The sequence below is a fragment of the Pseudomonas sp. 37 R 15 genome, assembly GCF_900004865.1.
GTDB lineage: Bacteria > Pseudomonadota > Gammaproteobacteria > Pseudomonadales > Pseudomonadaceae > Aquipseudomonas > Aquipseudomonas fluorescens_AM.
Genome location: NZ_CVTV01000054.1, coordinates 52676 through 72012, shown reverse-complemented (window position 1 = coordinate 72012; position 19337 = coordinate 52676). Strand labels below are relative to the sequence as shown.

Annotated in this window: 14 protein-coding genes; 3 read left to right on the top strand and 11 right to left on the bottom strand. The window is 60.7% G+C overall.

What is annotated here, in order from left to right; translation table 11 throughout:
- Positions 1 to 3257: DUF6531 domain-containing protein (locus BFQ04_RS20175; RefSeq protein ID WP_256544597.1), on the bottom strand; the 3257-nt coding region annotated here is incomplete at its 3' end.
- A 235-nt stretch (positions 3258 to 3492) separates the two neighbouring features.
- On the opposite strand from BFQ04_RS20175, the gene BFQ04_RS20170 reads away from it, so the two are divergent.
- A complete protein-coding gene (locus BFQ04_RS20170; RefSeq protein ID WP_065952270.1) occupies positions 3493 to 4578 on the top strand; it encodes a DUF1615 domain-containing protein in 1086 nt (361 codons plus the stop codon).
- A 107-nt stretch (positions 4579 to 4685) separates the two neighbouring features.
- Here BFQ04_RS20170 and BFQ04_RS20165 read toward each other — a convergent pair whose 3' ends face one another.
- From BFQ04_RS20165 to BFQ04_RS20155, 3 genes are read right to left on the bottom strand one after another with little or no spacing between them, the layout of a single operon-like run.
- Positions 4686 to 5867, bottom strand: coding sequence for an acetyl-CoA C-acetyltransferase (locus tag BFQ04_RS20165; protein WP_065952269.1), 1182 nt, complete (start codon positions 5865 to 5867; stop codon positions 4686 to 4688).
- 11 nt (positions 5868 to 5878) lie between these two features.
- Positions 5879 to 6538 (bottom strand): CoA transferase subunit B, encoded by a 660-nt coding sequence (locus BFQ04_RS20160; protein WP_058425580.1) that lies wholly within the window; start codon positions 6536 to 6538, stop codon positions 5879 to 5881.
- Positions 6539 to 6569: 31 nt separating this feature from the next.
- Positions 6570 to 7268 (bottom strand): CoA transferase subunit A, encoded by a 699-nt coding sequence (locus BFQ04_RS20155; RefSeq protein ID WP_065952268.1) that lies wholly within the window; start codon positions 7266 to 7268, stop codon positions 6570 to 6572.
- Between the two features lie 188 nt (positions 7269 to 7456).
- Between BFQ04_RS20155 and BFQ04_RS20150 the strand changes: the two genes are divergently transcribed.
- Complete coding sequence (locus BFQ04_RS20150; protein WP_065952267.1) at positions 7457 to 8359, top strand: LysR family transcriptional regulator; 903 nt, start codon at positions 7457 to 7459, stop codon at positions 8357 to 8359.
- A 61-nt stretch (positions 8360 to 8420) separates the two neighbouring features.
- On the opposite strand, the gene BFQ04_RS20145 is transcribed toward BFQ04_RS20150, so the two are convergent.
- The 6 genes from BFQ04_RS20145 to BFQ04_RS20120 form a co-directional block, all read right to left on the bottom strand.
- Complete coding sequence (locus BFQ04_RS20145) at positions 8421 to 8750, bottom strand: hypothetical protein (RefSeq protein ID WP_065884399.1); 330 nt, start codon at positions 8748 to 8750, stop codon at positions 8421 to 8423.
- A 533-nt stretch (positions 8751 to 9283) separates the two neighbouring features.
- Positions 9284 to 10126 (bottom strand): NAD-dependent protein deacetylase, encoded by an 843-nt coding sequence (locus tag BFQ04_RS20140; protein WP_065952266.1) that lies wholly within the window; start codon positions 10124 to 10126, stop codon positions 9284 to 9286.
- An 8-nt stretch (positions 10127 to 10134) separates the two neighbouring features.
- On the bottom strand, positions 10135 to 10575 hold the full coding sequence (locus BFQ04_RS20135) for a CBS domain-containing protein (RefSeq protein ID WP_065952265.1): 441 nt from the start codon (positions 10573 to 10575) through the stop codon (positions 10135 to 10137).
- A gap of 131 nt (positions 10576 to 10706) precedes the next feature.
- Positions 10707 to 12656, bottom strand: a complete 1950-nt coding sequence (locus BFQ04_RS20130) for a DNA topoisomerase III (RefSeq protein ID WP_065952328.1) — start codon at positions 12654 to 12656, stop codon at positions 10707 to 10709.
- A gap of 227 nt (positions 12657 to 12883) precedes the next feature.
- Positions 12884 to 14506 carry an MFS transporter gene (locus BFQ04_RS20125; protein WP_065952264.1) on the bottom strand — a complete coding sequence of 541 codons (1623 nt, stop codon included), beginning with the start codon at positions 14504 to 14506 and terminating at the stop codon, positions 12884 to 12886.
- A 65-nt stretch (positions 14507 to 14571) separates the two neighbouring features.
- Positions 14572 to 16218 (bottom strand): GMC family oxidoreductase, encoded by a 1647-nt coding sequence (locus tag BFQ04_RS20120; protein ID WP_065952263.1) that lies wholly within the window; start codon positions 16216 to 16218, stop codon positions 14572 to 14574.
- 129 nt (positions 16219 to 16347) lie between these two features.
- Between BFQ04_RS20120 and BFQ04_RS20115 the strand changes: the two genes are divergently transcribed.
- The gene (locus BFQ04_RS20115) at positions 16348 to 17238 is read left to right on the top strand and encodes a LysR family transcriptional regulator (RefSeq protein WP_065952262.1); all 891 of its coding nucleotides are present in this window, start codon (positions 16348 to 16350) and stop codon (positions 17236 to 17238) included.
- A 137-nt stretch (positions 17239 to 17375) separates the two neighbouring features.
- On the opposite strand, the gene BFQ04_RS20110 is transcribed toward BFQ04_RS20115, so the two are convergent.
- Entirely contained in the window at positions 17376 to 19235 is a 1860-nt protein-coding gene (locus BFQ04_RS20110; RefSeq protein ID WP_065952261.1) for a DUF3857 domain-containing transglutaminase family protein, read from the bottom strand.
- Positions 19236 to 19337 lie beyond the last annotated feature (102 nt).

Here is a 19337-nt window from a genome sequence, read left to right as displayed (position 1 = left end):
TTGTCGTGGTTGAAGGTCAGGCGGTTGTTGTCGGGCAGGCGCAGGTCTTTTAATTGACCGCAGGCGTCGTAGCCGTAGCGCAAGGTGCCCCAGCTTTGATGTTCGGCAGTGAGGCGGTTTTGTTTGTCGTACTCGTAGGCCAGCGCCCAGTGACCGTCTTCGACGCTGAGGAGGTTGCCCCGGCGGTCGTAGATGTAGTCGACCGTATTGCCATCGGGCAGGGTTTTTCTTGCGAGGCGACCGGCATGATCGCGCTCGTAACGGGTAACAAGCTGACTGCCATCGTCGCCGTGTTCGGTCTTTTCCAGCAAGTTGCCGTTGAGGTCGTAGGCGTAGGCGGTGCGTTGGCCGTCGAAGCCGATTTCCTGTCGGATCAGGCCGTTGGGGTGGTAGTCCAGTTGATAGGTTTCGCCGACTTCGTTTTCGATGGCGGTCAGCAAAAGGCGAGCATTGTCGTAGCGGTACTTGACCTGAGTGCCATCGGCATTGATGCGGCGGCTGATCAGGTGCAGGCCGTCGGCGTATTCGTAGCGGGTGACGTGACCGAGTTCATCGCGCTCGGCGATGATTTTTCCGTAGGGATTGTAGCTGAATTCTCGATGAGTCCCATCGGGCTGGGTCAGTTTCAGCAGGCGCCCTACAGCGTCCCATTGGTATTGGGTCAGCGCGCCATGCTCATCCTCCCGCGCAACCCGCCGCCCCAGATCGTCATAGCGATAGCGCTTGATCCCGCCATTCGGAAGTTGCTCCTCTAGCAACTGCCCACGTTCATTCCACACCAACCGATGACAGCTATGGTCGGGATACCAGATCCCGATTAGTTGCCCCTGCTTGTCGTAGCTGTAGTCCGTCGCGTCGCCCTCCGGATCAATCCTGCGGATGACATCGCCTTGCTCATTACGCTCGTATTTCCAAACCGCCTCACCACGCCGCACGACCCGTATGAAGCCGTTGTCATGCTCGTAGGACGTCGGCTCATCCTCCCCCGGAAACAGTGCGACCAAGCGTCCGGCGTCGTCGTACTGATACGCCGTCACCGCGCCCAGCGGGTCCTGCTCGACGGCCAGTCGGCCCTTGTCGTCATAGGATTTGAAATGCCGGGCGCCGTCCGGATCGATGCGTTGCACCAGTCGCGCCCGGTCATCGTGGACATACACTTCCTGGCTGCCATCGGCGTTGTGCACGTTGACGCTGCCGTCATCGCCCCATGCATACCGCGTGTCCATCTGCGCAAAACTGGCCCAGTGCCGGACACAGCGCGCGTCTTTACCAGAGCTTTCCCACGCCCAAAAGAAACTCGCCCCACCGGCCAACTGCCGCTCAAGAATGACGTGCTGTTCGTCGTACCGATAAACCTCGCGTTCACCGACGGCATTGGTCGCCGATACCAGTCGTCCAGCATCGTCATAGGCGTAGGAAACGACGTTTTGCTCGGTCACCCAAATGAAGGGTTCGTGGCCTTTGGCGCGATGAACCTGGTAGTCCACCGCCACAATCCGACCCAACTCGTAGCGCAAGAGCAAAGAACGCCCTGCACCGTTATCCAGTCGCTCAATGCGCCCCAACCGATCCCGGAAAATGCGCAATCGGTTGTCATACGCATCGCTGATCGCCGTCAGCACGCCGTCGCAAAAGTGATAAAACCGAGAAGACTGGGCCAGCACCAACTCATCAGGCGCAGACCCCAGATAAATCGCCGTTTCCGCCAGGCTGTTGGTAATTGCCGGACGAGCAGCCGTCGGCAAGGGCAGGGTGGTCGAGCGGTTCTCATGGTCGATCCACACCACTGAATCGCCCGACACAGAAAGCCTGTGCGCCAGCGCGTGACTCCAGCCAAACCCCAACCCGCAATCCACTTCCACCGCGCTGGTGCGGTACAAGCGCGTCCACTCGAACGGCAAGACCCCGTCCAGCGCGCCGTCGGTCAGAGTCAACAGTTCCTCGCCAGTGACCATCGACACCGGGCAACCGTGGGTAACGGTCTTGTCCGCAGAAGCCGCTGCATCGCCCTTCGGATTCGACGCCACGGCAGGCACATCACCCACCGACTCCTGGCGCACCAACGCCGTACGCTGCGCCTTGCTGCGCACCATCGGCACCGGGCTCGAAACCAGATGCTCGCCAGCCTGCAACGGCGCCACCGGCACCGCCTTGACCGACGTCGCCGCACTGCTCAGCAGCACCGGCTTGAGCGCTTCGCCATGCCCCACCAGGCGAACGTTCCCGAACTGCTCGGCTATCTGCTCCAGCCACCTGCGCACCCGGCGCGACTTGATGCCAGCCAGCACTTTCGTGCTCATGCGCACCACAATACCCATGCCGCCCGTCGCCAGGCCCAGTAACAGATTGATGACGACCTCGGCGCCAATCTCGCCCAGCATTTCGTTCATATAGGGCGGTGGCAGCATCCGCATCCAGCTGACCAGCGCCGCCAGGTGAATGAACAGCAAAGGCTCGTCGCTCAGCACCAGCAGACCCTTGGCGAGCGTCTCGGCACTTAACGTCAGTAATTTTTCAAACTCGTCTTGGGAAAAGTAGTGCAGCAGCTTTTCAGCATTGGCCAGGGGGGCTGACAGCCACTGAAATAACTGCTCTACGTCGTCCCAGATTGAGTAAAGGGAGTCGCTGAAACCTCGGGCATAGGCGCCGTACAGCGAAAGGTAGCGTTCGAGGAAGTTTGCCTCGGAGTACCCCTTCCACAGGGGTTCGAAAGTGGTCCCCCACTCACTGCGCAACCAGCCTTCCAGTGACGCAATGACCGACTGATAAGAGGCGTACAGCGCCTTGAAATGCTGCGAAGAAACGTCGGGGTAGAAACTGACTCGGTACTTCTGGTTGCGATCACACTCGGTGATTTCCAGAATGCCGCTGGGACCGATGGTCTTATGGATAGGGGCCCCCAGCGGACCGCCGTCTGGATCGATGCGCTGCACCACGACCGGTGTGTTGCCGATCGGCACGAACCGCGAACTCTGGAACATATGCACCAGGGTCAACGTGCCGTTGGCTGTACACGTGGCGACCGTGCTGCTGGGAAAGAGGGACCGATTGATCGGCGCTACGAGCGCCACTTCTTCACCCACCTTGAACACTTGCTCGACATTCAGTGCCGAAAAGCTGAAAAAGCTTTCAGCCCAGGTGTCGTATGGGTGCAGGCATCCCCGGAAATCGCTGAGGATGGATTCGACGTCCCGCGTCTTTGCATCCATCGCGGCCAACACCAGGAAGCCAATGGCTTGGCTGGTTGCGTCGATCATGGGTGAGCCCTGTCGATCAGGGCTTTAACCGGAAAAACCATCTGCAATCCCTCGCACTGTTTGATCAGGCGAGGGACTTTGCAGCGGTTCTCGGGGCGGCGGAGTAGAGCTTATCCGACACTTATGTGGGAAGTTTCAGCCAGAGCCGCAGTGAGTTCGGCATACCCGCGAACCCCGGTTAGACTTGCCTGTCGATATCCCCATCGCCCGACCCGCCGTCTACCAAGGAAGCCTTATGTATTCAAGCCGCCTGATTCTCTGCCTCGCAACGTTGCTGGTGCTGGCCGGTTGCTCCACCTCACGCGGCCCGCAGCAACCCGAGCGCAGCGAGGCCGAGGTGAAGACGCAGATCGTGCGCCTGCTGCCGGCCAAGGTCGCGGACCGCGAAGGTTGGGCCCAGGACATCTACACCGCGTTCGACACCCAGAAGATCTACCCCAGCACCGAAAACATCTGCGCCGTACTGGCGGTGACCGAGCAGGAGTCTACTTTTCAGGTCGACCCACCGGTGCCGGGCATGGGCAAGATCGCCCAGGATGAAATCCTGCGGCGTGCCGGGAAGGTTCATGTGCCGGCGTTTGTCGTGCGCAGCGCCTTGCAATTGCGTTCGCCCAGCGGCAAAACCTACGCCGAGCGTTTGAATGCCGCGCGCACCGAGAAGGACCTGAGCGGGATCTTCGACGATTTCATCAGCGTCGTGCCGCTGGGCAACACACTGTTCGGCGGCTTCAACCCGGTGCACACCGCCGGCCCGATGCAGGTCAGCATCGACTTTGCGCAGAAACAGGCGCGGGGTTATCCCTACCCGGTGGACGGTACGATTCGCCGCGAAGTGTTCACTCGACGTGGCGGCATGTACTTTGGTATCGCCCATCTGCTGGGTTACCCGGTCAGCTATGACCAGCCGCTGTATCGCTTCGCCGATTTCAATGCGGGTTGGTACGCCAGCCGCAATGCCGCGTTCCAGGCCGCTGTCAGCCGTGCTTCAGGCACCGAACTGGCGCTGGATGGGGATTTGATTCGCTATGGTTCGTTGCTGCCCGGCACCACTGAGCTGGCGGTGCGTTCGCTGGGGGCGAAATTGGATATGCGCAACCCGAGCATTCGCAGCCAACTGGAGCAAGGCGATGCGTTGGACTTCGAGGACACCACCCTCTACAAGCGCGTGTTCGCCCTGGCCGACAAGGCTGCCGGCAAACCGCTGCCGCGGGCGATCCTGCCGGGCATCGTGCTCAAGAGCCCGAAGATTACCCGCAACCTGACCACGGCGTGGTTTGCCAAACGTGTGGATGAGCGCTATCAGCGTTGTATGAAGCGCTGATTTCTTGCGGCGTTTGATCGTTCCCACGCGAGGGCACGATCAATCTCGGATAAAGAAAAGGCCCGGTTTTCGTGGAACCGGGCCTTTTCCGTGTTGCTCTTGGATCATCAGCCGCGTTCGAGGGCCAGGGCCACGCCTTGGCCACCACCGATGCACAGCGTCGCCAAGCCTTTCCGGGCGTCGCGCTTGATCATTTCATGCAGCAGGGTCACCAGCACGCGGCAGCCTGAAGCACCAATCGGGTGGCCGATGGCGATGGCGCCGCCGTTGACGTTGACCTTTTCGGCGTCCCATTCCAGCTCTTTGCCCACTGCCAGGGATTGCGCGGCGAAGGCTTCGTTGGCTTCGATCAAATCCAGGTCGCCCAACTGCCAACCGGCCTTGTCCAGGCAGCGGCGGGTGGCCGAAACCGGGCCGATGCCCATGATCGCCGGGTCGACCCCGGCGTTGGCATAGCTGGCGATGCGTGCCAGCACGGGCAGGCCGAGGGCCTTGGCTTTGGTGGCGCTCATCAACAGCACCGCTGCGGCGCCGTCGTTAAGGCTGGAGGCGTTGCCGGCGGTGACGCTGCCGTCCTTTTTAAAGGCGGGTTTGAGCTTGGCCAGGGACTCGGCGGTGGTACCGGCACGCGGCTGTTCGTCCACGTCGAAGATCAGCGGGTCGCCTTTGCGCTGGGGAATCAGGATCGGCGTGATCTCATCGGCAAACCGTCCGGCTTCGATGGCGGCGATCGCTTTTTGCTGGGAGGCAGCGGCAAAGGCGTCCTGTGCCTCACGGCTGATGCCGTACTTGTCCACCAGGTTTTCGGCGGTGATGCCCATGTGGTAGTCGTTGAACGCATCCCACAGGCCGTCGGTGATCATGCTGTCGATCATCTTGGCGTGGCCCATGCGCAAACCGGTGCGCGCGGCGGGCAATACGTATGGCGCCAGGCTCATGTTTTCCATGCCGCCGGCGATGATCACGTCCGCGTCGCCGCAACGGATCGCCTGTGCACCCAGATGCAGGGCCTTGAGGCCCGAGCCGCAAACCTTGTTCAGGGTCAGGCTCGGCACGGCGTGGGGCAGGCCGGCGAGAATCGAAGCCTGGCGCGCCGGGTTCTGGCCGCTGCCTGCGGTGAGTACCTGGCCCAGGATGACTTCATCCACTTCGGCCGGGTCGAGGCCGGTCTGCTCCAGCAGGCGGCGAATCACCGCAGCGCCCAGTTCAGGGGCCGGGATAGTGGCCAGCGAACCCTGGAAGCTGCCCACGGCGGTGCGGGTGGCAGCAACAATCACGACGTCTTGCATGGAATCTGTCCTCACTGGAAATGCATTTCTGGAACGTGGTCCGGGACGATCAGTTTACCGGCGGTCTTGCTGACAATCTCTTCAACGCTGACGCCAGGTGCGCGTTCCTTGAGGACAAAAGCGCCATTTTCGATTTCCAGGTAGGCCAGGTCCGTCAGCACACGCTTGATGCAGTGGGCGCCGGTCAGCGGCAGGCTGCACTGGCTGAGCAATTTCGACTCACCGTCCTTGGACGCATGGGTCATGATCACGATGATATTTTCTGCACCGGCCACCAGGTCCATCGCGCCGCCCATACCCTTGACCAACTTGCCGGGGATCATCCACGAGGCGATGTTGCCTTGTACGTCGACTTCGAAGGCGCCGAGTACAGTGAGGTCGACGTGGCCGCCGCGAATCATCGCGAAGGACTCGGCGGAGGAGAAAATCGAGGCGCCGATGCGCGCGGTGACGGTTTGTTTGCCGGCGTTGATCATGTCGGCGTCAATGGTGTCTTCAGTCGGGAACGGTCCCATGCCGAGCAGGCCATTCTCCGATTGCAGCATCACTTCCATGCCTTCGGGAATGTAGTTGGCCACCAGGGTTGGAATGCCGATGCCGAGGTTGACGTAGAAACCGTCCTGCATTTCGCGGGCGACGCGTTGAGCCATTTGTTCGCGGGTAAGAGCCATGGTTGATTCCTCTTATTGTTCTGGACGTGGATTATTTGCGGACAGTGCGCTGTTCGATGCGCTTCTCGAAGGTGCCGCAGATGATCCGGTCGACGTAGATGCCAGGGGTGTGGATCTGCGCCGGGTCCAGTTCGCCCGGTTCGACGATTTCCTCGACTTCGACTACGGTGATTTTGCCGGCGGTGGCGGCCAGCGGGTTGAAGTTCTGGGCGGTGTGACGATAGATGACGTTGCCGAAGTGGTCGGCTTTCCAGCCTTTGACGATAGCGAAGTCACCGGTGATGGACTCTTCCATCAGGTAGGGGCGGCCGTTGAACTCGCGGGTTTCCTTGCCTTCGGCGACAGGGGTACCGACGCCGGTGGCAGTGAAGAAGGCCGGGATGCCGGCACCGCCTGCACGCATTTTTTCCGCGAGGGTGCCCTGGGGGGTCAGTACCACTTCGATTTCGCCGCTGAGCAACTGCTTTTCGAACAGGGCATTTTCGCCCACGTAGGAAGCGATCACTTTGCGGATCTGCTTTTCTTCCAGCAGCACGCCCAGGCCGAAACCGTCGACGCCGCAGTTGTTGGACACTACGGTCAGGTCACGGGTGCCTTTGCGCTTGATCTCGGCGATGAGGTTTTCTGGAATGCCGCACAGGCCAAACCCGCCGGAGAGTATGGTCATGCCGTCTTTCAGGCCTGCCAGCGCTTCTTCGTAGGACGCCACGCGCTTATCGAAACCTGCCATATGCACCTCTTTTATTGTTAGTGGGCCAGCCAATGGATTGAGTGTTGCGCTGAAGGATTGATTTGTTAAGTTGTTTTTTAAGGTTGATTGGTTTGGAAAACAGCATAATCAGCCTCAAGCCGCAAGCTTCAAGCCTAGTCGGCCACTGCTTTGACTTGCAGCTTTCAACTTGTCGCTTGGAGCTTCCTATGACCATTAAACAAATGCGTGCCTTCCTGGCCGTGGCCCAGAGCCTGAGTTTTGCCGCTGCGTGTGAGCGTCTGCACCTGTCCCAGTCGGCGTTGAGCCTGACGATCAAAGGCTTGGAAGAAGGGTTGGGCGGGCGCCTGTTCAGCCGTAATACACGCAATGTCGCGCTGACGCCCGAAGGCGAATCACTGTTGCCGCTGGCGCGTCGATTGATTGCCGACTGGGACAACGCCGAGGACGAGCTGCGCCAACGCTTCACCCTGCAACGCGGGCGTGTGACGGTGGCGGCGATGCCGTCATTTGCCGGCAACCTGCTGCCACCGATTCTGAAGATATTCCGCGCGCGTTACCCTCAGGTGAACGTGACGGTGCATGACCTGATCAACGAGCACGTGCTGGAGATGGTGCGCGACCGCCAGGTGGAACTGGGCGTGGCGTTCGAGCCGTCCGACGGTTCGTCACTGGCGTTCACGCCGTTGTACCTGGACCGGTTTATCGCAGTGGTGCCGGGAGATTCGCCTTTGGCGCGATTGGCTGAGGTCGACTGGAAAAGCCTGCTGGAGCAACCCTTCATTACTCTCCAGCGTCCATCGACGGTCCGGGTCATGCTCGAAGAGCACTTGGGCGCGTTGCAGATGAACCTGCCCGTGGCGTTGGAAAGCCATCAATTGGCTACGGTGGGCAAGATGGTTGCCAGCGGCTTGGGCGTCAGCGCTGTGCCGGCGTTATGCGCACGGCAGATGGAGGAGGCGGGCGCCCGTTGCATCACCTTGACCGGCCCGGTAATCGAGCGGCCCATTGGCGTACTGACCAAACCGGGGCATGAGCTTTCGGCAGCGGCGCAGGTGCTGTTCGATATCTTTAAAGATGAAGCGGGGAAGGGGCGGTTTCCAACTTTCTGAATACGCCACGAACAAAAAGTGGGGGCCGGCAAGCCAGCCCCCACTTTAGAACAACAACGACTCAGTAGTAACGATCAATCACTTTAACTTGCGAGCTGTCTTTGAAAGAAGCCCAGGCATTGTTAAGTGTGTCGAACACCTGCTCGATAAAGTTGCGATCGGCCGCCGCTTTCTTGCCGACATAACCCTGGCCGCGACGGTACATCTTCAGGCGCGCCGCCAGTTCACGGTGATTGCGGTCGAATTCGGCTTCTTCGGTGTGGGGCGCCACGCAGTCAAGTTGAACTTCACCCGATTTACCAATCCACAGGATATGGTCGTCGAGTGTGTCTTTCTGCGCGGCGAACATCTCAGCCAATTCATCGATAGTGGGTTGGTTGTTCAGATTCATGTGTAAGCCCCTTGACCAGTTGGCGATCTATCAATTGATTCGTTGAAAACTTCAAAGTTGTCTCCGGCTCAGAAAACCGGGCGTCAGTGACGGTCTGCCGAATACGGGCAGGGTCGTGAACCGAAGCATGTAGTTTTGCTGATGAACCGCTACGCAATGCATTCATAACGAAGACAAGCAGCGCTTTAGCTCCTTGTACCGTTCCCTTTCCGGGCCAGTCAGCTTCATCAATCTGCCTTGTGGGCAGTGCACATCCGGGAAAACAGCTCGGCGGTCAGACGAGCCTGTTCAAAACGCGTGTTACCGACACTCCCGATCCGGGAGATGTCTCGATAATGCAAGGACAAAAAGCTTACGTCAACGATTATGTAGTGATTATTTTAAGGCACTACATAAAACGCTGTGGGGGCGGGAAGATGCAGGAAAAACGTGACTTGGGCGTCATTTTTCGTGCGGTGGGTCGCGTGATAGCGTTTAGTGAAGTGGATAAGTTGCACGCGGCGCCTGTGGGTTTTTCGCCAGCAAGCTCGCTCCTACAGCCGCTCGACCAGCAGAGGTAGCAATTGCTCACACTGCGCTTCGATCTTTACCTGCAGCAGCTCATCCCCGCGGGTCTTGCCCAGGTTGATGGCAATCAGGGGCTTGCCCTGTTCCACCATTGCCTTGCACAGGCGAAAGGCCGAATAAGCCATCAGCGATGAACCCACGACCAGCAGCCCCTCGGCATCGTGCACAGCAGCCATGGCGCTGGCTGCGGTAGCAGGTGCCACGTTTTCACCAAAAAACACCACGTCCGGTTTCAGCCGTTGCCCCTCGCAATGGGGGCAGCATGGGACCTGGAAGCGCTCCTCGAAAACAGGGTCGAGCAAGGTATCGCCGTCAGGCGCTTGCACCGCATGGACGTGCGCGAAGTGTGGGTTGTCGATTTCCATCCGCCGCTGGATCACGTCGCGTCCGCTACGCTGCTGGCAATCCAGGCACAGCACCCGGTGCAAGCTGCCATGCAACTCGATCACCTCGTGGCTGCCGGCCTGATCGTGCAGCGTGTCGACGTTTTGCGTGATCAGGCCACTGATGATCCCCCTTTGCTGTAGGGCCGCCAGGGCCTGATGCGCCTTGTTCGGCCGGGCAAGGCGCACCCGTGGCCAACCCAGCATAGCCCTGGCCCAATAACGGCGGCGTGCTTGCGCGGTGGCGAGGAAGTCCTGGTACATCATCGGCGCTTTGCCCCGGCGCACTCCGTCGCTGTCACGGTAGTCGGGGATGCCAGACGAGGTGCTGATGCCCGCACCGGTCAGCACCAGGAAGCGCTTCTCGGCCATCGCCCGATGCAGCGTGTCGAGGTGGTCTGCTTGATGTTCCAGCGTGTCGAGCATGGGATCTCCTATTCGCCGCGGATGTACTGCTCCAGCTGTTTGATCAAGGCGTCTTGTTCAGCAATGGCTTCCTTGACCAGGTCGCCGATGGACAACAGGCCGAGCAGTTTGCCGTCTTCGACGACCGGAAGGTGGCGCAGGTGACTGTCGGTCATGATGTTCATGCACGCCTCGACCGTTTTGTGGGTATCTACGGTGATGACCGGGGAGCTCATCACGTCGTCAACGCGGGTGGTCACCGACGACAGCCCCTTGAGGATGAGTTTACGTGCGTAATCGCGCTCGCTGATGATCCCCACCACTGCGCCGTCCCTGACCACTGGCAAAGCCCCGACGTTTTTCTCGGACATGCGCACCAGCGCCTCGAACACGGTGTGGTCCCACTGGATGGTGTGGACGTCCTGGTTCTTCTGGTCCTTGGCTTTGAGCAATTCTGCGACGGTTTTCATGGCGGCCACTCCGGTGTTGTTGTTAGGTAGTCAGCTATCCCCTACAGAATCCTAGACGCACTACGTTGCAGCAAGGTCCAAAGCGGCGTTAAACCCGTCGAAAAGCGTCATTCGCCGGATTATTTTGCATTCTACCCGGCATTTGCTGGCTTTTTTGCCCGCTTGGGGTTGGCCGCCGTCTTGCGTGGCGCGCTCTTGCGTTTGGTTTTCCACGCCGCCGCGCCTTTGCTTGCCGGGCTGGCGGGGGCGGTAATGGTCATGCGCATGCCATTGCAGCGAGCCACCTGCTTGCTCATCCACGCCGCTTGTTTGGCGACGAACTCTTCCAGACTCATTTCGCCACTTTGCACCATATCCAGCGCCTGCTCCCAGATGGCGGTGGTGCCGGGGTCGGCAATGGCGCGAGGCACTGCGTCAATCAGGCTGAAAGCCGCTGCGGTGGCTGACAGTGCCTTGCCGTTCTTCACCAGGTAACCTCGGTCCAGCAGGCCCTGGATAATCCCCGCGCGGGTGGCTTCGGTACCAATGCCGGTGGTGTCCTTGAGCTTCTGCTTGAGCAGCGGATCCTCCACCAGCTTGGCGACGTTTTTCATCGCTTTGATCAGGTCGCCTTCAGTGAAGGGCTTGGGAGGTTGGGTCCACAGGTCCTTCAGGTTGACCTTGGCCACCGCGCAGTCCTGGCCTTGCACCAGCATCGGCAAGGCTTGAGGAGCAGGGGTGTCCCGGCCTTTGGCGGGGGCAAGGGCTTCGGGCAATGCGCGTTTCCAGCCCGGTTCGATGATGACTTTGCCCACTGCACGTAACGCCTGGCCTGCACAGTCGAAGTCCGCCTGGGTACGGTCGTATTCATGGTTGGGCAGAAATTGCGCCAGGTAGCGTGCGCGTATCAGCGTGTAGACCGCGCGGTGCTTGCTGGTGAGTTGCCCGACGTCCTTGCCGGCCCCGGTGGGGATAATGCCGTGGTGGGCGCTGACCTTGGCGTCGTTCCAGGCGCGTGAGCGTCGATTGGGGTCTATGTAGACCATCAGATCGCCCACGGCCGGATCCGCGCGGCCGAGTGCGGCGAGAATCTTCGGCGCTTCACTGTGCTGGCTCAGCGGCAGGTAGCCGCAATCGCTGCGCGGGTAGGTGATGACCTTGTGGGTTTCGTAGAGCGATTGGGCGATATCGAGCGTTTCCTGGGCGCCGAGGCCGAGCTTTTTGGAGCAGATTTCCTGCAGGGTGCCGAGGTCGAAGGGCAGGGGGGCGACCTCACGCATGCGCTCGGTGCGCAGCTTTGCCAGTCGCGCGTCGGCCGCCAGGCTCATGGCGTCGGCGGCGTCCCGGGCCAGTTGCGGGTTGAGGCAACGGCCCTGGTCATCGCAGGCATCGTCGGCGGCGCGCCATTGGGCGGTGAAAGTCATGCGTTCGTGGCGCAGGTCCACATCGATAGCCCAATACGCCACCGGGATGAAATCGGCGATGCTGCGGTCACGGTCGACCACCAGGCGCAGGGTTGGGGTTTGCACGCGGCCTACCGGCAGTACCCCCTGATAGCCGGATTGACGTCCGAGCAACGTAAACAAGCGGCTCATGTTCATGCCGATCAGCCAGTCGGCACGTGAGCGGCCCAGGGCCGAGTGGTACAGGTTGAAGGTTTGCGCCCCGGGCTTGAGTGCGGCCAGCGCCTTGCGGATGGAGGCATCATCCAGCGCCGACAGCCACAACCGCTGGATCGGCCCTCGATAACGGCAATGTTCCACCAGCTCACGGGCGATCATTTCACCCTCGCGGTCGGCATCGGTCGCGATCACCAGTTCCCCGGCTTCCCCCAGCAGGCGCTTGACCACCTTGAACTGGCTGGCAGTTCTGGGCTTGACCTGCATCTTCCATTTTTCCGGGACGATCGGCAGGTCGGTGAGCACCCAGCGTTTGTACTTGGCGTCATAAGCGTCAGGCGGGGCGGTTTCCAGCAGGTGGCCGATGCACCAGGTGACTGTGACCCCGTTGCCCAGCCAGCATCCATCGCCCCGGCGACTGGCGCCGAGCACGGCCGCGATGTCCTTGGCCTGGGAGGGTTTTTCACAGAGGTACAGCTGCATGGTCATCACATCGTATCGGGTTGATGCCTTGCAGGATGCTTAGTCGGAGAGAAATGAGCAACTGTTATCTGTATGGATGTACAGCTGAAAGTTTCAGGCTGCAAGCTTCAAGCTTCAAGCTGCGAGCTTCAAGCTTCAAGCTTCAAGCTGCAAGCCAAGCTGATCAGCTTTTACTTGCAGCTTGCAGCTCACAGCTTGCAGCTCACCGCTTGCAGCCCACCGCTCACTCAACCCCTATCAATATCCACATGCCGCGTTTCTTTAAGACAGAACAGCCCGACGATCAGGCTCACACCGGTCACCACCACCGGGTACCACAAACCATAGAAGATATCCCCGGTGTACACCACCAGGGCAAACGACACGGTCGGCAGGAACCCGCCGAACCAGCCGTTACCGATGTGGTAGGGCAACGACATCGAGGTGTAGCGGATGCGGGTCGGAAACAGCTCCACCATCAGTGCCGCCAAGGGGCCGTAGCACATGGCTGCGATCAGGATCAGTGCCACGATCAGCACCACCACCATCACCTTGTTGACCTGGGCCATGTCCGCCGAGCTCGGGTAGCCGGCCAACGTCACCGCGCCGCGCAATGCCGCTTCGTCAAAGCCATCGATACGTACGTCGCCCACGCTGACTTGCACCGGCGCGCCGGCTGGGGCGGCGACGCTGCTGTAGGGCAGGCCTTGCTTGACCAGGAAGGTCTTGACCTTGTCGCACGGGCTGTCAAAGCGCGCTTTGCCCACCGGGTCGAATTGGAAGGTGCACGTGGCCGGGTCGGCTTGCACGGTAATCGGTGCTTGCCGACTGGCCTGGTCCATCGCCGGGTTGGTGTAGTGCGCCAGGCCCTTGAAAATCGGGAAATACAACACGGTCGCCAGCAGCAGGCCAAGCATCAGCACCGGCTTGCGCCCGACTTTGTCCGACAGCCAACCAAACAGGATGAAGAACGGCGCGCCAATCACCACGCTGATGATCAGCAACATGTTGGCCAGGGCCGGGTCCATCTTCAGGAACTGAGTGAGGAAGAACAGCACGTAAAACTGCGCCGCATAAAAGGTCACCGCCTGCCCGCCGTTGATGCTGAACAGCGCGATCAGTACGACCTTGAGGTTTTCCCACTTACCGAACGACTCGCGGATCGGCGCCTTGCTGACCTTGCCTTCCTCTTTCATTTTCAGGAACGCTGGCGATTCGTGCAGGCTCATGCGAATCCAGGTGGAGATGCCCAGCAACACGATGGAGAACAGGAACGGAATGCGCCAGCCCCACACCTCGAACTGGTCGCCGGTGAAGTAACGGCAGGCCAATACCACCAGCAACGACAGCAACAGGCCGAGGGTGGCGGTGGATTGAATCCAGCTGGTGTGCAAGCCACGTTTGCCGGCAGGCGCATGCTCGGCCACATACGTGGCGGCGCCACCGTATTCACCGCCCAGCGCCAGGCCTTGCAGCATGCGCAGCACGATCAGAATGATCGGCGCAGCGATGCCGATGCTGGCGTAGGTCGGCAACAGGCCCACGCAAAAGGTTGCTACGCCCATCAGAATGATGGTGACGAGGAAAGTGTACTTACGCCCGATCATGTCGCCCAGGCGGCCGAATACCAGCGCGCCGAACGGCCGCACCACGAAGCCTGCGGCGAACGCCATCAGCGCGAAGATAAACGCCGTGGTGTCGTTGACCCCGGCAAAGAACTGTTTGCTGATCACCGCGGCGAGAGCGCCGTAGAGGAAGAAGTCATACCATTCGAAAACCGTCCCGAGGGACGAGGCAAAAATGACTTTCTTCGAGTCGTTGCTGGTGCTCGCATCCATCGCCGAGCCCAGGGGTTGAGCATGTTCTGACATCGGGTAACCCTCACAGTGATTATTTATTGTTGTTCCACTGTCGGCGCCAGGTGCGGCGCCGCTGTTCAGATTGCGTGAACCAGTTCTCTCTCCGGGGCGAGGCTCCTTGTGTTCGGTGAAAGGATCAACTGCGCGGCCTTCTCGGCGATCATCAGCGTCGGTGAACAAGTGTTGCCCGAGGTAATGCGCGGCATGATCGAGGCATCGGCGATGCGCAGGCCCGGCACGCCATGCACGCGCAGCTGTGCGTCGACCACGGCGTCCCTGTCATCGCCCATGCGGCAGGTGCCTACCGGATGGAAGATGGTGGTGCCGATACGCGCCGCGGCTTCGTGCAGTTGCTCTTCGGTTTGCAGAGCGTCACCGGGCAGGTATTCAACCGGCTTGAACCGGCTCAGGGCTGGAGCGGCCACGATTCGCCTTGTCAGGCGAATGGCGTCGGCGGCCACGCGCAGGTCTTCGGGGTGGCTGAGGTAGTTGGGCTGGATCAGCGGTGCGTCTGCCGGGTTGGCCGAGCGGATATCGATTCGCCCGCGGCTGTGTGGGCGCAGGTCGCAGACCGAGGCGGTAAAGGCCGGGAACGCATGCAACGGTTCGCCAAAGCGCTCCAGGGACAACGGCTGCACATGGTATTGAAGGTTGGCCGAGGTCTGCTCCGGGCCGGAGCGGGCAAACGCGCCAAGCTGGCTGGGCGCCATCGACAGCGGCCCGCTGCGGTCATACAGGTAGCGCAGGCCCATGCCCATCTTGCCCCATACGGTGCCGGCGATCTGGTTCAGGGTGCGCGCGTTTTCCAGCTTGTAGATCAGGCGCAGTTGCAGGTGGTCCTGCAGGTTGCCCCCCACGCCCGGCAGTTCATGCACCACGTCGATGCCCAACGGTTTGAGCACATGGGCCGGGCCGATGCCTGAGCGTTGCAGGATGCCTGGCGAGCCGACGGCACCGGCGCACAGCACGATTTCCCTGCAGGCTTTCCAGCTCAGTTGCTGGCCGTGCCGGCGTCCGATCACTTGGGAGGCGCGGCCGTTTTCCAGCACCACGCGGTCGACCTCCACCTCGGTCAATACGGTCAGGTTGGGCCGTTGGCGGACCGGTTTGAGAAACGCCTTGGCCGCATTCCAGCGCACCCCGGCCTTCTGGTTGACCTGGAAATAACCGCAACCTTCGTTATCGCCCTGATTGAAATCGCTGACGTTGGCGATGCCGCTCTGCTGTGCTGCGTCGCGAAACGCATCCAGGATGGGCCAGTGCAGGCGCTGCTGCTCGACGCGCCATTCGCCGCCGTCGCTATGGAACGGCGAATCGCCGGCGAAATGGTTTTCGCTGTGCTTGAACAGCGGCAATACGTCTTTCCAGGCCCAGCCCGGGTTGCCTTGCGCCGCCCAGCCGTCATAGTCCCGGGCCTGGCCGCGCATATAGATCATGCCGTTGATGGACGAGCAACCGCCCAGTACCTTGCCGCGCGGGTAGCTCAGGGCGCGACCTTGCAGACCGGCCTGGGCTTGGGTCTTGAAGCACCAGTCGGTGCGTGGGTTGCCGATGCAGAACAGGTAGCCGACCGGAATATGAATCCAGGCGTAGTTATCGCGACCACCGGCTTCCAGCAGCAGGACGCGATGGGCCGGGTTGGCGGACAGGCGATTGGCCAGCAAGCAGCCGGCGGGGCCGGCGCCGACGATCACATAATCGTATTCAGCAGTTGCAATGGGCATCTGGGGCCTCGCTTGTTTTTCTTATTGGTTCCATCCTAGTTGTTAGTTTTCGTCTTAAAAATGTTAGTTTTTGCCCAGCTGCTGTGCGTTTTTAAACAGCGCTGCCCGCGCGTGCGCAACGGAGGCGATATGTTTGACTGGAATGACCTGCGGTATTTTCTCGAGTTGCAGCGCAGCGGCCGCCTGCTCACCGCCGCGCAACGGTTGAAAACCACGCATGCCACGGTGGCCCGGCATATCGAGGCCATCGAAAAAAGCCTTGGTACGGCGCTGTTCGTGCAGCACGCCCACGGTTACGAGCTGACGCCGTCCGGCGAAGCCCTGCTCAAACATGCCGAAGCCATGGAAAACGTGGCGCTGTTGGCTGAAGACGAACTCACACACGCGGCGGCGCCCCTGGGCAAGATTCGTCTGGGGGTGGCGGAGGGCCTGGGGGTGATGTTCCTCGCCGGGCACATGGGCGAGCTGTTTGAACGTTATCCCGGCCTGGAAGTGGAATTGGTCGCGGTGCCGCGCTTTGTCAGCATCCTCAACCGCGAAGCGGAAATCAGCATTCACCTGGAGCGCCCCAGCGTCGATCAGTTGGTCACCCGTAAACTCACCGATTACCGCCTGGCGCTGTATGCCAGCCGCACTTATCTTGCGCGTCATCCGCCGATTGAAAAACGCGAAGACCTCGCGGCCCATGCGTGGATCGATTACGTCGACGACCTGCTGTTCAGCCAGGAGCTGAAATTGCTCAGCAGCTTTTGTCGCAGTCCCAAGGTGGTCTTTCACAGCACCAGCGTGATTGCCCAGCACCAGGCCGCGCGGTCTGGCTTGGGGATTGCGGTATTACCCTGTTTCATGGCGGCGGGCGATGCGCAGTTGGTGCCGTTGTTGCCGGGGGAGAGCATCCAGCGCAGTTATTGGATCAGTTCGCGGCGGGAGTTGCACAAGTCGGTGCGGTTGCGGGTGTTGTGGGATTATGTGGTGGAGTTGTGCGCGCGGGAGCAGAGCCTGCTGCTGGGCGAAAGCTGACTGACGAAACCGAATCAAACTGTGGGAGGGGGCTTGCCCCCGATAGCAGTAGTCCAGTCATAGTTGCATTGACTGATACAAAGCTATCGGGGGCAAGCCCCCTCCCACATTTTAACCCTGTTGTGTCAGGCAGGAATTTAGAGCTTCACCACCTGATGCACCTGCTCGGCACAGGCGCGTGCTTCATCAATCATCTTGCCGAACGCATCGCTGGCCACTTCACCATGGGTCAACCAACGCTTTTTCTGGCTGAGGCGATAATGATAGCGCAGCGTGCCATCCTCCAGTTTTCCGTCCAGGTCCAGGTCGTACCACGGCGAGCGCACTGCGCAGCCGGGGATAGCTTTTTCCATCTTCGCGCCTGTCAGGGTATAGGTGTAGTCATAGGTTTCAGGGTTGCCCAGATAGAGGTCGGCCTGTTGTCCCTGACGACGGTAATTGATGTAACCCTCCCAGCGATCTTGCAATGACGGATCGGTGTAGACGTAATCATTGCCCAGCTTTTCCAGGGCGCGCTGATCGTTCATCCGTGCGCTGACGCTGTAGCCGTCGTGCACCACAAATGCGCTGGGTGGGCGGGTGATCCGGCAGTCGCTGATGTCGTTGCCGAAGTTGGCGCAGATGTTCTGGTCGGTCGCGGTGCTGCCTTGCTGACGGTCGGCGACGCTCAGTTGCATCAGCGGCAGGCGGCTGAAGGTGATGGTGGCCTCGACCGCGCCATCGCCTTGCTTGCCGAACTGCACGTGTTTGTCCAGGCGCACCGCAACTTCGGGGCGTTCCAGCGCAATATGTTCTTCGCGCACCTGGCCCTGGGCATCGATGACCAGCACCCAGCGATCCTGGATATCGGGCATGGTCTGGCCCGGCGCGAAGACGGGGTTGGTCGGGTCGAGCCACCACACCTGGCCGTTCACTTCGGCGCGCACGATGGCGTGATTGGGCGCCTGGGTGCCCGGAATCAGCAAGGTTTGCGCCGCATCGCCGCGGCTGACCCATGCCGTTTCGGCCTTGATGCCGGTTGCCTTGAGCATCGCTGTCAGCAGGATCGCCAGGTCCTTGCAATCGCCATAACCATGTTCCTCGATTTCCATCAGGTTGAACGGCACATAGCCGCGCTCGGTGGCGCGCCAATCGCCCAGGTAACGGTAGTGATCGTTGATGTGCTGCATCAGCGCGGCGACTCGCTCCGCCGGGGCCAACCGACTGGCAGCGGCCACGGCGGCAGCGGCGTGTGCCGGCAGGCGGGCGCCGAGTATCTGGTTGTAGCGCTGGGCCAGGTCGCCGAAATAGGCCTGGCGCTCCAGGGCGCTGCCCAGCTCCAGGCGCGGGATGCCCAGCAGTGCTGCGTTGGACGGTTCATTGATGTAGTTGAGGTACACCGGTTGCTTTTGCATCACGTCCAGCGTCTTGCCATTGGCCGAAAGCGTCACGTTGAAATCATCGAACAGCTCACTGCGCCACTGGATCGGCCGCTCGGCGGTGAAGCGTGCCTTGAAGCGGTCACGGCGGGCCGCGCTGACGCCGAACTTGAGCACGTAGTGGAACTGGGACATCAGCGGCTTGGCGGCATAGTGCTCGCGTACGGTGTAACGGATGTGCGTGCCCACCCGCAGGTTCGGAAAAGCCAGGGAGGTTTGCTGGTCACGGCTGAAGCCCTGATCCGGATTGGGCGCCGTGCGCGTGTCGATTTGCGTGGCGGCGAGGGCGACCGGTTTGGCGCCAGGTTGGGTGGTTTGCGCGCTGATCACTTCAAACCTGTCGCCTTCGGAATAATTGAAGTCGATGCGCGAGAGCATTTCGCGGCCGTTGGGTGTGAGGATCGTGTAGTGGTAGGTGGTGGTGCAATCGGTGCTGGCATCGCGATTGAAGTGGCAGTGCAATTCGGTATCGCTGGCCAGCGGGGCTTCGGCGATGGGTTGCAGGGCTGCGCAGACGGTATGGGAAACCAGCCCCAGACTCATGGCAATCAAAGGGCGGTGAAACGAAAAACGGTACATGGGCGCCTCGGGTGACACATTGAAACAACTACCCGACGGGTAGTGAGAAGGCGCCGGATGATAATCGCTCTCAACGGACAAGGCCAGGATTGTTCGACAATA

Bases quoted from the DNA above. Each gene is read 5' to 3' on its own strand.
- BFQ04_RS20125 (WP_065952264.1), bottom strand. From the start codon at position 14,506: ATGTCAGAACATGCTCAACCCCTGGGCTCGGCGATGGATGCGAGCACC.
- BFQ04_RS20115 (WP_065952262.1), top strand. From the start codon at position 16,348: ATGTTTGACTGGAATGACCTGCGGTATTTTCTCGAGTTGCAGCGCAGC.
- BFQ04_RS20165 (WP_065952269.1), bottom strand. From the start codon at position 5,867: ATGCAAGACGTCGTGATTGTTGCTGCCACCCGCACCGCCGTGGGCAGC.
- BFQ04_RS20130 (WP_065952328.1), bottom strand. From the start codon at position 12,656: ATGCAGCTGTACCTCTGTGAAAAACCCTCCCAGGCCAAGGACATCGCG.
- BFQ04_RS20120 (WP_065952263.1), bottom strand. From the start codon at position 16,218: ATGCCCATTGCAACTGCTGAATACGATTATGTGATCGTCGGCGCCGGC.
- BFQ04_RS20170 (WP_065952270.1), top strand. From the start codon at position 3,493: ATGTATTCAAGCCGCCTGATTCTCTGCCTCGCAACGTTGCTGGTGCTG.
- BFQ04_RS20155 (WP_065952268.1), bottom strand. From the start codon at position 7,268: ATGGCAGGTTTCGATAAGCGCGTGGCGTCCTACGAAGAAGCGCTGGCA.
- BFQ04_RS20110 (WP_065952261.1), bottom strand. From the start codon at position 19,235: ATGTACCGTTTTTCGTTTCACCGCCCTTTGATTGCCATGAGTCTGGGG.
- BFQ04_RS20135 (WP_065952265.1), bottom strand. From the start codon at position 10,575: ATGAAAACCGTCGCAGAATTGCTCAAAGCCAAGGACCAGAAGAACCAG.
- BFQ04_RS20145 (WP_065884399.1), bottom strand. From the start codon at position 8,750: ATGAATCTGAACAACCAACCCACTATCGATGAATTGGCTGAGATGTTC.
- BFQ04_RS20150 (WP_065952267.1), top strand. From the start codon at position 7,457: ATGACCATTAAACAAATGCGTGCCTTCCTGGCCGTGGCCCAGAGCCTG.
- BFQ04_RS20140 (WP_065952266.1), bottom strand. From the start codon at position 10,126: ATGCTCGACACGCTGGAACATCAAGCAGACCACCTCGACACGCTGCAT.
- BFQ04_RS20160 (WP_058425580.1), bottom strand. From the start codon at position 6,538: ATGGCTCTTACCCGCGAACAAATGGCTCAACGCGTCGCCCGCGAAATG.